The organism is Photobacterium sp., from assembly GCF_033720175.1.
GTDB lineage: Bacteria > Pseudomonadota > Gammaproteobacteria > Enterobacterales > Vibrionaceae > Photobacterium.
Genome location: NZ_JAWWDA010000011.1, coordinates 95,782 through 109,160 on the forward strand (window position 1 = coordinate 95,782; position 13,379 = coordinate 109,160).

Consider the following 13,379-nt stretch of genomic DNA (forward strand, 5'->3'; position numbering starts at 1 on the left):
TTATACTCCTAGCTTCCAGCCTAATGTACGCATCAAATCCGCAAACACACCGGCGGCGGTAACTTCAGTACCGGCACCATAACCACGTAGCACCAGTGGGATCGGCTGATAATAACGGCTATAAAACGCCAGCGCATTTTCACCGTCTTTGATCTTGAACATCGGGTCGTCAGGATCGACCGCCGCAATTTTCACCGAACATTGGCCATGATCAATTTCACCGACATAACGCAGCACTTTATCTTCTTTGGTAGCTTTTTCTGATAACTGTTTAAAGTACTCATCGGCTTCAGGCAACCGCGCCATAAAATCTTCAACCGAACCATCAGAGTCAAAACCAGGCGGCAGGGCTTGCTCCACCACAACGTCATCAAGTTCCAGTGCCATTCCGGCTTCACGGGCGAGGATCAGCAGCTTGCGCGCGACATCCATACCGGACAGATCATCGCGGGGATCGGGTTCGGTAAAGCTATTGCTTCGGGCAACCGTCGTTGCTTCGCTGAAGCTCATACCTTCGTCGAGTTTACCGAAAATATAAGAGAGTGACCCCGATAGAATGCCGGAGAAACGTTCTAGCTGATCACCCGCAGCCATCAGGTTTTGCAGGTTCTCAATGACCGGCAAACCGGCACCGACTGTCGTGTCGTACATAAACTTACGCCGTTTAGAACGTGCCGCCTGACGCAATTGGTGGTAATACATCATGCTCGCAGTATTGGCTTTCTTATTTGGAGTAATGACATGGAAGCCCGCAGCCAGAAAATCGACGTATTGCTCGGCGATACCTTGATCCGATGTGCAATCAATAATGACCGGGTTAATGATGTGGTGACGCTTTACTAACTGGATCATCCTCGCCAGACTCAGTGGCTCATGGGCCGACCCCATCTGATCTCGCCAGTTATCAAGAGGCAAACCGTTACTATCAAGCAGCAGCCCCTTGCTGTTCGCCATCCCACAGACGCGGATAACAATCCCACTTTGGGCTAATTTCGCCTGCTGACGGTGGATCTGCTCAACCAGCTCGCCCCCGACACCACCGACACCAATGACAAAAACATCCAGAAAGTGTTGACTGTTAAACAAATTCTCATGACATGCTTTGACCGATTCAGACACTTTATCCGCCGGGATCACGGCCGAAATCGCACGCTCTGAAGATCCCTGGGCTATCGCAATAACATTGACGTCGACTTCAGCCAGCGACGTGAAGAACTGTGATGCCACACCACGAGATGTCCGCATGCCATCGCCAACCAGAGTAACGATAGCGGAGTCATCAAGAAACTCAACTGGCTCCAGCAGGCCTTCTTTCAGCTCAAGTTCAAAGCAGTTCTGTAACGTCTCCTGAGCTGCGGCTTTATCCGCACTCTCAATGCAGAAGCTAATGCTGTACTCCGATGAGGACTGAGTGATCAATACAATAGAGATTCCTGACGCTGACATCGCGCTAAACACGCGCGCCGCCATGCCAACCATCCCTTTCATACCCGGGCCTGAGACATTCACCATCGTCAGGTTTTTCAGGGTCGTAATGCCCTTGATAGCCAGCTTGTCTTCGCCGGTATCCTGACCGATCAGGGTTCCGGCACCTTGAGGGTTAAAGCTGTTCTTAATCAAGCAGGGAATATGGAACTGGGCAATCGGGGCGATCGTTTTAGGGTGCAGTACAGAGGCCCCGAAATAAGACAACTCCATCGCTTCCTGATAGCTCAGGGATTTCAGCAGGCGAGCATCGGGAACGATACGCGGATCACAGCTGTAAACACCATCAACATCCGTCCAGATCTCGCAGCACTCAGCACGTAAGCAAGCCGCTAATACCGCAGCGGAATAATCGGAACCGTTACGGCCTAACGTCACCAGCTCACCTTTGCTGTTGCCTGCGGTAAAGCCCGGCATGATATTAACGTGGCCTTGTGGGAGGGGATTTCGTTTGAAATTTTCAGTGGAAACTTCAATATCGACATGCGCTTCAAGGTAATCACCATGAGCCAGCAGGTATTCAACCGGATCAATCAGGCTTGCGGCCAGCCCTTTGGCTTCGAGCAGCGCTTTCATCGCGACAATCGACAGGCGCTCGCCTTTGCTGATCACTTTGGCATAAACATTATCAGGACACAGGCCTAATAACTTCATGCCATGCACATATTGTTTCAGCTGTCCCAGCGAACTGGCCAGCTTGGCATCTAGCAGGGCTTTATCGAATTTAGGCTCCAAAACCAATAAGCCTTCAAACAGCGAAGTAAATACCGCTTCAAGATCGGCCAGTTGAAGCTCCGCATCGCCGGTATTTATTGTACTGTTGACCACTGACACCAATTTATTCGTCACTTTGCCCGGCGCCGACAGCACCACAGACACATCCCCTTGCTGGACATTATTGGCGATGATATCTGCTGCCCTTAAAAATCGTTCAGCATCAGCCAACGATGAACCACCAAACTTAAATACTCGCATTCCCTACTCCCAAGTTCCTAATTTATTGGCTACCACATTGTATAGGTAGCAAAAATAAACAATTTCATTCAATTCCGTGAAGTTAAAAAAAAGCCCGCACTATGTGAAGTGCGGGCTTTTTCATATAAATCGTATACGCATCAGCCCGCCCCAGCACTCATTGTGCCGGTAATAATAATGGTGGTGGTTGCGCTGATTACGTTAAACATGTGTGCTGTCGATTTACTCAAAATTCTGTATTACTTTACATTTACCGGAACCGGGATTCAGAGTCAACCACGTTTTATCGCTTAACCGATAAAATCACCGCCCCTTGGCCCGCAGAGTATCCCTACGCGACCTCTGAAACGAGCATCCTGGGGCTAGGTGGGAATACAATCATATTATTCGGAAAAAGTATAAAAAATAACCATCACTTATTGCAGTTAACCTCTCCACGTTGCATAGTGAATAGTAATGACATAAAAAATCAATTCGGAGGGACACCCGAATGGCTGCAGCAATGGAACAGCTTGTCGCCCATACTATCTTGCAAGGCTTTGATGCCATGTATGGCCGATTCCTTGATGTGACGGCTGGTGCCCAGGAACGATTTGAACATCAGGACTGGTCAGCGGTGCATCTGGCACTCAAAAAGCGGATCAGCTTTTATGACCACCATGTCGGCTTAGTCACCAGCCAGATCCAGATTATGCTGGGTAAACGTCATGCTAACCGCTCTTTTTTAATGGCCGTTAAATCTGCTTATGAAGATCTGCTGCTCGATTACCCCCGCTATGAAATCGCCGAAAGTTTTTTTAACTCGGTCTATTGCCGAATTTTCGAACACCGCAATATCAATCGTGACAAGCTGTTTGTCCATAGTTCACAAGAAAATCGTATTCCGACCTATCCGACTCAGCTAACACGCCGCTATACCGCCCACTCCGGGCTCTCGGCATTATTTGAACGCGTACTCGACGACACTCCTTTTACCTTGGACTGGGAAGATAAGAGTCGAGATATCACATTAATCATTGACCACTTACAACACGAATTCGGAGAAGCCCTCAACCAGGACACTTCCCTCGAACTGATCCGGGAACCTTTTTACCGTAATAAAGCCGCTTACTTAATCGGATCCATCACACTCCGCCACAATAACCAGGAGAAGACCGTTCCTTTGGTATTACCGGTACTGAGCAACAGCAACAAGCAGCTCTATATCGATGCCTGTATCTGCCACGTCAACGATGTCAGTATTATCTTTGGCTTTGCCCGCTCGTACTTCATGGTTTACGCCCCAGCCCCGGCGGCACTGGTATGCTTTCTATCGCATATCATTCCGAACAAAACCACCGCCGAGCTGTATACCGCAATTGGTTGTCAGAAACACGGAAAAACCGAGCTATACCGGGAATTTTTAGATCATCTGGAACATTCTGACGATAAGTTTATTCCAGCTCCGGGAATTAAAGGGATGGTGATGGCGGTATTTACCCTGCCCTCTTATGGTTTTGTCTTCAAAATCATCAAAGATAAGTTCGCCCCACAAAAAGCCATCAGCCATGCCACGGTCAAAGAGAAATATAAGCTGGTTAAGGAACACGATCGGGTCGGGCGCATGGCTGATACCCAGGAATATCGCAACTTCACCTTTGAACGCCATCGCTTCAGCGACGAATTACTGGCTGAACTGCTCGAGGTGGCCCCCTCGATAGTTAAAGTGACCAAGGACAGGGTCATTATCAAGCATCTCTATATGGAACGAAGGATGATCCCGTTCAATATTTATGTTGAACAGGCTAACGATGATGATCTTCGTCATGCGGTCGATGAATATGGCAAAGCAATTAAACAATTGGCTGCGGCCAATATTTTTCCCGGGGATATGCTATTTAAGAACTTCGGGGTTACCCGTCATAAGCGAGTGGTCTTTTACGACTATGATGAAATCAGCTACATGACAGAAATGAACTTCCGCAAGATCCCACCGCCTCGTTATCCAGAAGATGAGATGGCCGCAGAGCCCTGGTACAGCGTGGGGATCAACGACGTCTTCCCTGAAGAGTTTCGTACCTTTCTGCTGATCAACCCAAAAGTCCGCGCACTGTTTAATGAGTTGCACAGTGACTTATTTGAGGCTAAATACTGGCAGCAACTCCAGCAAAATATCACGCACGGCCAGTATGAAGATGTCTATCCCTATAAAAAGGAACATCGACTGCGAAAATAATGCATTACAGCCGATCTTCGTGGCAGCTAACACACCGTGTCAGGCTGAAAAAAACCGTCGACTTTATAACAAAGCCGGATTTTATGCAGAAAGTCTCATTATGTCTCTCATTGCATTTTAATAATTAGAATTGTGCCCTAATATGAATAAGCATAAGCATAAGCATAAGCATAAGCAAAATTAAGAACAGGGATGGTGACGTAATGAAAAAATTGCTGCTCACATTAGCCCTGCTGGTCGTGGCTTTACCAACAACAGCAGCAGAAAAGGGACTTTTCAGCTTAATCGGTGATAATACTCCCTCTGGGTGGTTCATATCTTCACATTCACGAGCGGCAGATCAATTCGATCTGTGGCAAATTGATAGTGGCTATGCCTATTCGCTCAACAATAATCTCGAGCTTTATCTCAGTACCCGCCTCTCTTCTGGTAATGATCTTATCTCTGCAGGCCGTGGGGTTTTATCGGGGGTAAAATATCAAGTCACACCAAAAGTGAGCCTGAAAAGTGCTATCACGTCCGAAACCGTTGATCGAGATACCATACTCGGCGTTGAATTGAGCAGTCAGTATAAAATGACGGAGAAGGTTAACCTGCATGCAACCGTTGATTACGAAGCCTTAGAGCAAATTTACCTGCTTGGAATTGGCTATCGCTTCTGATTCCGAATAAGACGGCACAGGATCGATGGATGCGCCGTCACCATTATTTACAGCACTGCCAAGTTCAGAGGGTGACGGCTTAGCAAGATACCGTTAAGATCTGCGTAGACGTAATCGCCGGGATAAATCATGGTGTGCCCTACAATCAACGTCATATTCTTATCACCGCTCTGACGTTTTACCGTTTTAAACGGGCAGACGCCCAGTGCTTTAACCCCAAGATCGAGCGTGGCCAGAGTTCCAACATCACGAGCCGCACCATTAATAATGATCCCCTGCCAGCCATTTTCAACGGCCAGTAAAGCCAGCTGATCACCCAATAACGCCCGATTACATGAACCATGACCGTCAATAAACAGTACTTTTCCTCTGCCATCTTGCGACACAATTTCCCGGACTAAACTGTTATCTTCAAAACAGCGGAGGGTAACGACTTCGCCATAGAATATTTTTTTTCCGCCATAATTGTGAAAGGTAAGAGGCAGCCAGCTAACATCCTGTTCATAGTGATCACACAAGTCAGGTAATAGATCTTTCATCTCACTTACTCCTTTGTTGATCTTCCCAAAGTTACGGGTTCCAATCCCGCGAAGAATCTCGAATTCTACTTTCCAGCACAAATAGCTTTCACATAGCACGCCGTAAATAGAGATTATTCCATTAAGTGTAGAAAAAGGCTGAAAATTTACCTAGTCTTTGTTTTTTAAACCCCTTAATTAACACTGGCACCAAATATAACTGATTGTCCTCAACCCAGTAGATGGCATTTTGTTGCCATTTTTTTGCTAACTGATATGCCTGCTCGGCCCTTATATCGACGATATAACCCGCCTCCTCCCAATCCCCATCCGACGCGCAACAGCGCACAGGAAAATATGACCCAGTTAACATTGCCAACTCTTTTTCTAATATTTTATTACGCTTTTGATTGTCCAATCTATTAAGAACAATGCTTCTGGGATTAAATGCTGTTAGAATTGCAAAAGAATGGTAAACAGGGTGTTGCCTAGCTTTGAATGAAATGGTTTGATAGCTTCGCCACAGCAAGGTATTTTTACACATCGCAGATTCTGCCGGTTAATGATGTCTTAAGTTGTCGCGTATGTTAATCAACCTGATTGACCGCAATACATCTTCACCCAACTTGATGTAAATCAAGAAACATCCAGAAAGCGTTATTGAAACAAATCGCTATATTGTTAGCGAGCTGTTAAGTGCTTACAATCGTCGCCATCCCAGGGAGATTGTAGCCAATACCCGTAGAATATCGGGCCTTTCAGTCTTGTGATGACACAAAACCACACTGAATTTATGGATGGCATACCAAACAGGCTGCTTTACAGCGTAAATGAAAGTATTTTGTCTAATACTTTGCCTGTATGTGAATTTTTTTTATAGAATTTAACTATTCTATTTTTGACCAGTTTTAGTTTTTTGAAATTAGGTACTGCCAATGCAAACCCCTCACATTCTAATTGTAGAAGACGAGCACGTAACACGTAACACCCTTAAAAGTATTTTTGAGGCTGAAGGTTACACGGTATTCGAAGCCAACGATGGCGCTGAAATGCACCAGATGCTTTCAGAGCACCATGTTCACCTGGTGATCATGGACATCAATCTTCCAGGTAAAAATGGCCTATTACTCGCGCGCGAACTGCGTGAACAAGGTGATATGGCATTAATGTTCCTGACGGGGCGTGATAATGAAGTTGATAAGATCCTGGGTCTTGAAATTGGTGCCGATGATTACATCACCAAGCCATTCAATCCTCGTGAGCTGACCATTCGTGCGCGTAACCTGTTGACTCGTGCCATGAATCAAGGCCTGCCAACTGAAGACAAGAAACTGGTAGAGCGATACGAGTTCAATGATTGGTCGCTGGAAATTAACAGCCGCTCTCTAGTCAGTCCGAATGGTGATCAGTTCAAACTACCACGTTCTGAGTTCCGTGCCCTGCTTCACTTCTGTGAAAACCCGGGTAAGATCCAGACTCGTGCTGATCTGTTGAAGAAAATGACAGGCCGTGAGCTCAAACCTCATGACCGGACAGTTGACGTAACAATCCGTCGTATCCGTAAGCACTTCGAATCCGTCGCTGATACTCCTGAAATCATTGCTACGATTCACGGTGAAGGCTATCGTTTCTGCGGTGATCTCGGCGAAGAATAATTGGCATTGCTGCCGTGGTAAGATTCTTACCCGTCTGCAGCAACCAGTTAGATAGAAAAAAGGCTCCCGTGGGAGCCTTTTTTAATGCGGTAAATAATCAGGCTGTCGCGGCGAACCTGTAGCCTATGCTTACTTCTGCTGAGCAAGCCACTCCTTCAAGACCTGAATATCATTCAGATAACCATTTTTGATCTCATCAACCCAATCATTAATGTTCTCCCACCATGCCGGGAGCTCTGGCGACTGAGCTTTCTGGGCGACCTGCTGGATATGCTTCAAGCCTATCGAACCTGCCGCCCCTTTAATTTTATGAGCTTCAAATTTGATCCCGTCTTTATCTTTAGCGGTCATATTAGAATCTAAGATCGTAATGTACTCCGGCATCATTTTTTCAAACATCGCGATACTGTCATACACCGGCTTTGCGCCAACAATATCGATATACGAGGTGAGCATTTCCAAATCAAGCAGCTGGTTAATCATCTCATTACTCGGGCTGCCCGGCGCATCGTCATACGCAATTTCATCCGGTTCCTCAAGAGGGCAGGTCAGTACCAGACGTTGGATCACATCGGTGATCGCTTTAACGCTTAATGGCTTACTCAGAGCCTCATCCATGCCTTTATCAAGGTATTCGGCTTTGTCACTAATGACGTTAGCCGTTAATGCCACCAGAGCTGGCAAATGATCATACTTTTCACGCAGTGCCTGAGCAATGTCAAAACCGGTCATATCCGGTAACTGGATATCGAGCAGCACCAAGTCAAAGATGTCAGGATCAAACAGCCGCAGAGCCTCATCACCACGCATTGCAACCGTGACGTCATGGCCCAGGCTTTCAAGCAATGCCTTGGCCACGGTAATATTCAACTCAATGTCTTCAACCATTAAGATATTTAAGCTGACTTGCGGAAGCACTGGCATCGCTTCTTCTTCAACAGCGCTTTCCACCAGCGGCACACGAATGGTGACGGTAAATGTACTGCCTTCACCCACATCTGAGGTTACTGTAATATCGCCCCCCATCAGCTGCACCAGCTGACGCGATACCGCCAGGCCGATTCCGGTGCCCACCGCATGGAGGTTATCGTCACCCTCTTTGACCTGATAATACATCGCGAAAATTTTATCCAGCTCTGATGCCGGAATACCGATGCCGCTATCTTCTACCTCAAAGATGATCTCCGCCTCGTTATCGTGGAGCTCGCTACTGATCGACAGCACCACTCCCCCTTCTTTGGTGAATTTGGTGGCATTACCGATCAGGTTCCACAACACCTGGCGTAGGCGGGTACTGTCGACTTCAATGCATGCAGGCAATTCCGTTAGCCGCTCTAAATCAAAACGCAGCCCTTTCTGCTCTGCCATTAAACTGGAAATATTTTCCATATCGGCAACAAATTCATGAAAGTCCAAGGGCTTAGGCAACAACTCCAAACGACGGCGATCCGACTTATCCATATCGATAATATCGTTAAAAATATTACCTAAGGTGATAGCACTGACATGAACGGTTCGCATGTAGCCGCGCTGCTCGTCATCCAGCTTGGTGTCCAGCAACATACGGCTTAAACCGACAATACCATTTAACGGCGTACGTAATTCATGGCTAATGGTTGAAATGAAGGCAGTCTTATCGCGACTGGCTTTTTCCTGCGCGTCCTGATACTGCTTACGCTCGGTAATATCGCGGCCAAATCCCATCAATCCCAACCGGCGTCCGTCACGGCTGTAAAACGGGACTTTACGTAATTCAAATATCGCTTTTCCGCCGTCAGGATATTCCAGCCACTGCTCATAAGTGAGAGAAACATTTTGCTTAAACACCTGCTGATCGGTTTCAGCGATTTTGGTGGCAACTTCTTGGCTGTAGACATCCCACGGGGTCAAACCCACCAACTGTTTTTCTGTTTTACCCGTCAGCTCTTCCATCGCCCGGTTACAACCGGAAAATTCGCCTTTTTCATTGCGGTAATAGATCAGATCCGGTGAAGCATCGAGGAATGACTTGACCAGTGCGCTCTGCTCTGCCAACTCAAGCTGAGCATTTTCACGCTGGTATACCTCATTTTCTAAATCTTGCATCGCGAGCTGGCGGGCTTCTTCCGCTTTCTCTCGTTCTTCAATTTCCTGATTCAGCTGCGTGATATTGCTCTGTAGCTGTTTATGCAGCTGCATATCACGCGAGCGCATCTCTTCCAGCTTGGTCACAAGTTTAGACAGGCGCTGGCGGGAGTCTTCTAACTGATCGACCACCACTGATAAGAAGTAAACAGCCCATGGTGTGATCAACAGACCGAAAAATACCGATCGGACAATATCAATGTCAAGCACTTCCCCCTGAAGCACTAAGGTCACACTGACCTGAACCACCACAGCAAGTGCCACCAAGGCCAGCGCCAGCAACATACTGAACCGTACAATGCCTAACTTGACCAGCAAGTCGACATAAAACTGAGCCAATACTTTGATTTGTTTCATTATTCAACCCGTAACCCAAAAGTGCTTCATTCGATAATATCGTGCGCAGTGACCGATCCAAAGGACAAGCCCCACAGTTATACTCTAATGTTGTTATTCCTGCCCAAAAAAGCCTGCATGCGCAGGCTTTAAATCACATGTCGACATCCCCTTCGGGATAGTTGTCCCGCTTAACATTACATTGCGTTGGTATACTTACTGTCACGGTTCCATTTGTCGTTCTCAGACAGCGACATGGTACAGTTTCGCCCTGCAGCTTTCGCTTTATACATCGCAACATCAGCCATTTCGACCAGCTCGCCATAGTCCTGTGACGGCTGCGGAATAAGCGTTGCCACTCCAAGGCTAACCGTCAGTTTCGTGCCCACATCCGAATAGTGATGAATAATACCCTTGGCTGCCAGTTGCCGGTGAATATTTTCGGCCACGACTTCGCCGCCGGTTAAATCCGTATTTGGCAGCAGGAAAGCAAACTCTTCCCCGCCGTAACGGGCGACCTCGTCAGTTTCACGATGGATGACACTCCGCAGCACTTTTGCCACTTCCCGCAGGGCAAAATCACCTTGCTGATGGCCATAGTTATCATTAAAAGCTTTAAAATAGTCGATATCGCATAAAATCAACGTCAGCGACTTTTGCTCACGGACATGATCATGCCACATTCGGCGCAACAGCTCATCAAAACTACGTCGGTTGGCAACTTTTGTCAGGCTGTCAACAAAGCTGAGCTCCTGGAGTTCCATGATCGCATCAGCTAGTTGTTGCTCCGCCATTTTACGCTCCGTGACATCGCGAGCCATGATCAAGACCCCCACCGAACCATCCGTCGGATCACAATAGGGAGACTTGGCGACCTCGTACCAAATCGGTGTACCGTCTTCTAAGATAACGTAATCTTCGGTTTTACTGGTGACGCCTTTTTCCATCACCTCGCGATCGATACCTTCAAATATTTCCCATTTGTCAGGTTCAAGCACATCAGAAGCCACTTTGCCCAGCAACTCTTCCTGGGTATAACCGAGCGATTGAGCAAACGGTTCGTTACAACCGACATAGACCCAGTGCTCGTTAAACAGACCAATAGGATCCTGGCTCGCACTTAAGATCGTGTCCAATAGGTTATTTCGCTGGGCAAGTGCTTGCTCTGTGACTTCCCGTTTCTCAATTTCCAGTTTCAGACTTTCCTGCATCTCATGCCAGTCGGTCACATCATGGCTGATACTCAAGGTACCGATGGTTTCGCCGAGATCATCAATAAGTAACGTCTTATTCGTTTCCAGTAGCCGACTTGAACCATCTGGCGAGGTCGTCCAGGTATGGGTTGAGTTATTGTCGGATAATGACGCTTCGGCTGATGATGACATTTCATCACCGTCAATCATGCCTTCATTAACGCGCCCGCGCCAGAATCGGTCAAACGCTTTATTAGTTCCGAGAATATTGCCCGCATTATCCTGGAAGTAGACTAACTCCGACAGCGAGTTAAGTACGCTCTGGAAGACCCGCTGCTCTTGCTCAAGCTGGGTCTGGGTTGACGGTTGATCTTGGGGCTTGAACAAAAACAGCATCCAGGCAGACTGCCATTTATAGCGAACCTGCTGACCTGAAACCTGTAACTTCAATGCCATCCGATCCGATAACTGCAATACCTCACTTGTGCCCCGCCCCCTTTTACCATGGCTATAAGGACGTAACACATCGCAGATCATCTGGGGGTCGATATCATCCGGATAAAAATAGCTGCTGCCGACTTTACGTGCACCGGTCAGCTCCCTGCAGGTTTTATTGGCATATAACAGCGCGCCGTCTTTACTTCTGACGATCACTACCGCCACGGGCATATTCGTCAGAGTGGCATACATTTTTTTAAATGAAGAGGCTTCAATATTATGCAAGACGAGTACAAGCACCGCGCTACCCAGAAAAAGCAGCAGGACCGTCAGGGTAAAAACAAGGATCGGACTGGCCATCTCCGCAGCGGACAAAGCAGCCCAGCCCGAAAAAGGGCTGAGCAATAAGGATAAAATGATCAAACTACGACTCAAAAGCATCGCGCATTCCCGGACAGTAATAACAACTCACCTGATCATACCAACAGGCATATACAACCAATCTAAAACAACCAAGAATATAACAAGCTGTTATTAATCAGTTAATTGATGGCACCAGGCTAATCTAACATAATTGCAATTACTCAGTATGTTTATGCCACTATTTTATTAAAAAGCAAAGAGAAGGCATACCGGACGGGAAGACCGCGATGAGATAAGCATTACACCTGTCGCGGTTTTTTAGGGGTGACAGGCTGATACACGAAAGGCTGGTTCAAAGCCGTCCCCTGCGCGCCGAGCTGGTCCAGGTTGCGACCAATATCAGTCATCGCTAACCAGCGGTTTTCACACCACGTAGGGGCGAGCAATGTGGGGCGGCGTGCGCTGGCTGATACACGATGATAAACCACATCAGGGGGAGTCAGACGGATCATGTCAGAAGCAATGTCGACATATTTTTCAAGGCTGAGCGCTTCAAGGCGCCCGGCTTTCCAGGCTTGTCCCATTTTACTGCCTTCCACAATATGCAACGGATGAAGCTTAATGCCATCAACACCAACGGCTATTGTGCGCCTGATGGTCTCGAGATTATCATCTTTCGTATCGCCCGGCAGCCCGACAATTAAATGGGTACACACTTTGATCCCCATTGCACGAGCACGCTTTGTGACTTGCTCATAACAAGCAAAATCATGCCCGCGATTAATCCGTTTTAAGGTTTTATCGTTGGCGGTTTGCAATCCAAGCTCAAGCCAGATTTCATACCCTTGCTGACAGTACCCCGCCAATAACGCTAATACCGCATCGGGCACACAATCGGGACGGGTTCCCACACACAGACCAACAATATCTGCAGCTTGTAATGCCTCTTCATACATGTTTTTCAGCAGCTGAACTTCAGCATAGGTATTGGTATAGGCCTGGAAATAAGCCAGATAACGCTTCGCCCTGTCCGTTTGAGCGGCACGTTGAGCAAGTTGCTGGCGAATAGGTAAATACTGGGCCTGTTCGTCCGCAAAAGAAGCCACATTACAAAAAGTACAACCGCCCCGTCCGATCGTGCCATCGCGATTTGGACAACTAAAGCCGCCATGCAGGGTCAATTTATGCACCTTCTCCCCGTAGCGACGCTGGAGGTCTTGTCCAAATGTATTGACTAATTCGTGCAGCTGCATCATTTCACCTACGTTTTTATCTCTGTATGCATTGTCGCCAGTAGCCCATAAGGAGCATGCGATAATAACCTGCAACCACTGTGCAGGGGCATTTTAAAGTCGCGCAGAGTAACATCACAGCCGCCACTGAATGTTGTGCCAAAGCAAGAAAAAACGTATATC

At 47.4% G+C, this 13,379-nt stretch carries 9 protein-coding genes and 1 other annotated feature; of the genes, 3 read left to right on the forward strand and 6 right to left on the reverse strand.

Going from position 1 to position 13,379, the window contains the following annotated elements:
- On the reverse strand, positions 1-2,460 hold the full coding sequence (thrA, locus tag R3289_RS13535) for a bifunctional aspartate kinase/homoserine dehydrogenase I (RefSeq protein ID WP_318926204.1): 2,460 nt from the start codon (positions 2,458-2,460) through the stop codon (positions 1-3).
- 83 nt (positions 2,461-2,543) lie between these two features.
- Positions 2,544-2,659, reverse strand: a sequence feature (Thr leader region).
- A 291-nt stretch (positions 2,660-2,950) separates the two neighbouring features.
- On the opposite strand from thrA, the gene aceK reads away from it, so the two are divergent.
- A complete protein-coding gene (gene aceK, locus R3289_RS13540; RefSeq protein WP_318926206.1) occupies positions 2,951-4,675 on the forward strand; it encodes a bifunctional isocitrate dehydrogenase kinase/phosphatase in 1,725 nt (574 codons plus the stop codon).
- 203 nt (positions 4,676-4,878) lie between these two features.
- Positions 4,879-5,337, forward strand: a complete 459-nt coding sequence (locus R3289_RS13545; RefSeq protein ID WP_318926208.1) for a hypothetical protein — start codon at positions 4,879-4,881, stop codon at positions 5,335-5,337.
- A 47-nt stretch (positions 5,338-5,384) separates the two neighbouring features.
- On the opposite strand, the gene R3289_RS13550 is transcribed toward R3289_RS13545, so the two are convergent.
- Together R3289_RS13550 and R3289_RS13555 are read right to left on the reverse strand one after the other, a co-directional pair.
- Entirely contained in the window at positions 5,385-5,876 is a 492-nt protein-coding gene (locus R3289_RS13550) for a putative 4-hydroxy-4-methyl-2-oxoglutarate aldolase (RefSeq protein WP_318926210.1), read from the reverse strand.
- Positions 5,877-5,997: 121 nt separating this feature from the next.
- Positions 5,998-6,399 carry a DUF3293 domain-containing protein gene (locus R3289_RS13555; protein ID WP_318926211.1) on the reverse strand — a complete coding sequence of 134 codons (402 nt, stop codon included), beginning with the start codon at positions 6,397-6,399 and terminating at the stop codon, positions 5,998-6,000.
- Positions 6,400-6,790: 391 nt separating this feature from the next.
- On the opposite strand from R3289_RS13555, the gene arcA reads away from it, so the two are divergent.
- Entirely contained in the window at positions 6,791-7,510 is a 720-nt protein-coding gene (gene arcA / locus R3289_RS13560) for a two-component system response regulator ArcA (RefSeq protein ID WP_107284110.1), read from the forward strand.
- Between the two features lie 129 nt (positions 7,511-7,639).
- Here the strand turns inward: arcA and arcB are convergent, their stop codons facing one another.
- The 3 genes from arcB to R3289_RS13575 all read right to left on the reverse strand — a co-directional run bounded on the left by arcB (position 7,640) and on the right by R3289_RS13575 (position 13,217).
- Positions 7,640-9,991 (reverse strand): aerobic respiration two-component sensor histidine kinase ArcB, encoded by a 2,352-nt coding sequence (arcB, locus tag R3289_RS13565; RefSeq protein ID WP_318926214.1) that lies wholly within the window; start codon positions 9,989-9,991, stop codon positions 7,640-7,642.
- Positions 9,992-10,167: 176 nt separating this feature from the next.
- Positions 10,168-12,042, reverse strand: coding sequence for a diguanylate cyclase domain-containing protein (locus tag R3289_RS13570; RefSeq protein WP_318926215.1), 1,875 nt, complete (start codon positions 12,040-12,042; stop codon positions 10,168-10,170).
- 221 nt (positions 12,043-12,263) lie between these two features.
- Positions 12,264-13,217, reverse strand: coding sequence for a TIGR01212 family radical SAM protein (locus R3289_RS13575; protein WP_318926216.1), 954 nt, complete (start codon positions 13,215-13,217; stop codon positions 12,264-12,266).
- Positions 13,218-13,379: the final 162 nt, after the last annotated feature.

What these genes read in the sequence shown, in the direction of transcription:
- arcB (WP_318926214.1), bottom strand. Translation starts at nt 9,991, where the DNA reads ATGAAACAAATCAAAGTATTGGCTCAGTTTTATGTCGACTTGCTGGTC.
- R3289_RS13570 (WP_318926215.1), bottom strand. Translation starts at nt 12,042, where the DNA reads ATGCTTTTGAGTCGTAGTTTGATCATTTTATCCTTATTGCTCAGCCCT.
- R3289_RS13550 (WP_318926210.1), bottom strand. Translation starts at nt 5,876, where the DNA reads ATGAAAGATCTATTACCTGACTTGTGTGATCACTATGAACAGGATGTT.
- thrA (WP_318926204.1), bottom strand. Translation starts at nt 2,460, where the DNA reads ATGCGAGTATTTAAGTTTGGTGGTTCATCGTTGGCTGATGCTGAACGA.
- aceK (WP_318926206.1), top strand. Translation starts at nt 2,951, where the DNA reads ATGGCTGCAGCAATGGAACAGCTTGTCGCCCATACTATCTTGCAAGGC.
- R3289_RS13575 (WP_318926216.1), bottom strand. Translation starts at nt 13,217, where the DNA reads ATGCAGCTGCACGAATTAGTCAATACATTTGGACAAGACCTCCAGCGT.
- R3289_RS13555 (WP_318926211.1), bottom strand. Translation starts at nt 6,399, where the DNA reads ATGTGTAAAAATACCTTGCTGTGGCGAAGCTATCAAACCATTTCATTC.
- arcA (WP_107284110.1), top strand. Translation starts at nt 6,791, where the DNA reads ATGCAAACCCCTCACATTCTAATTGTAGAAGACGAGCACGTAACACGT.
- R3289_RS13545 (WP_318926208.1), top strand. Translation starts at nt 4,879, where the DNA reads ATGAAAAAATTGCTGCTCACATTAGCCCTGCTGGTCGTGGCTTTACCA.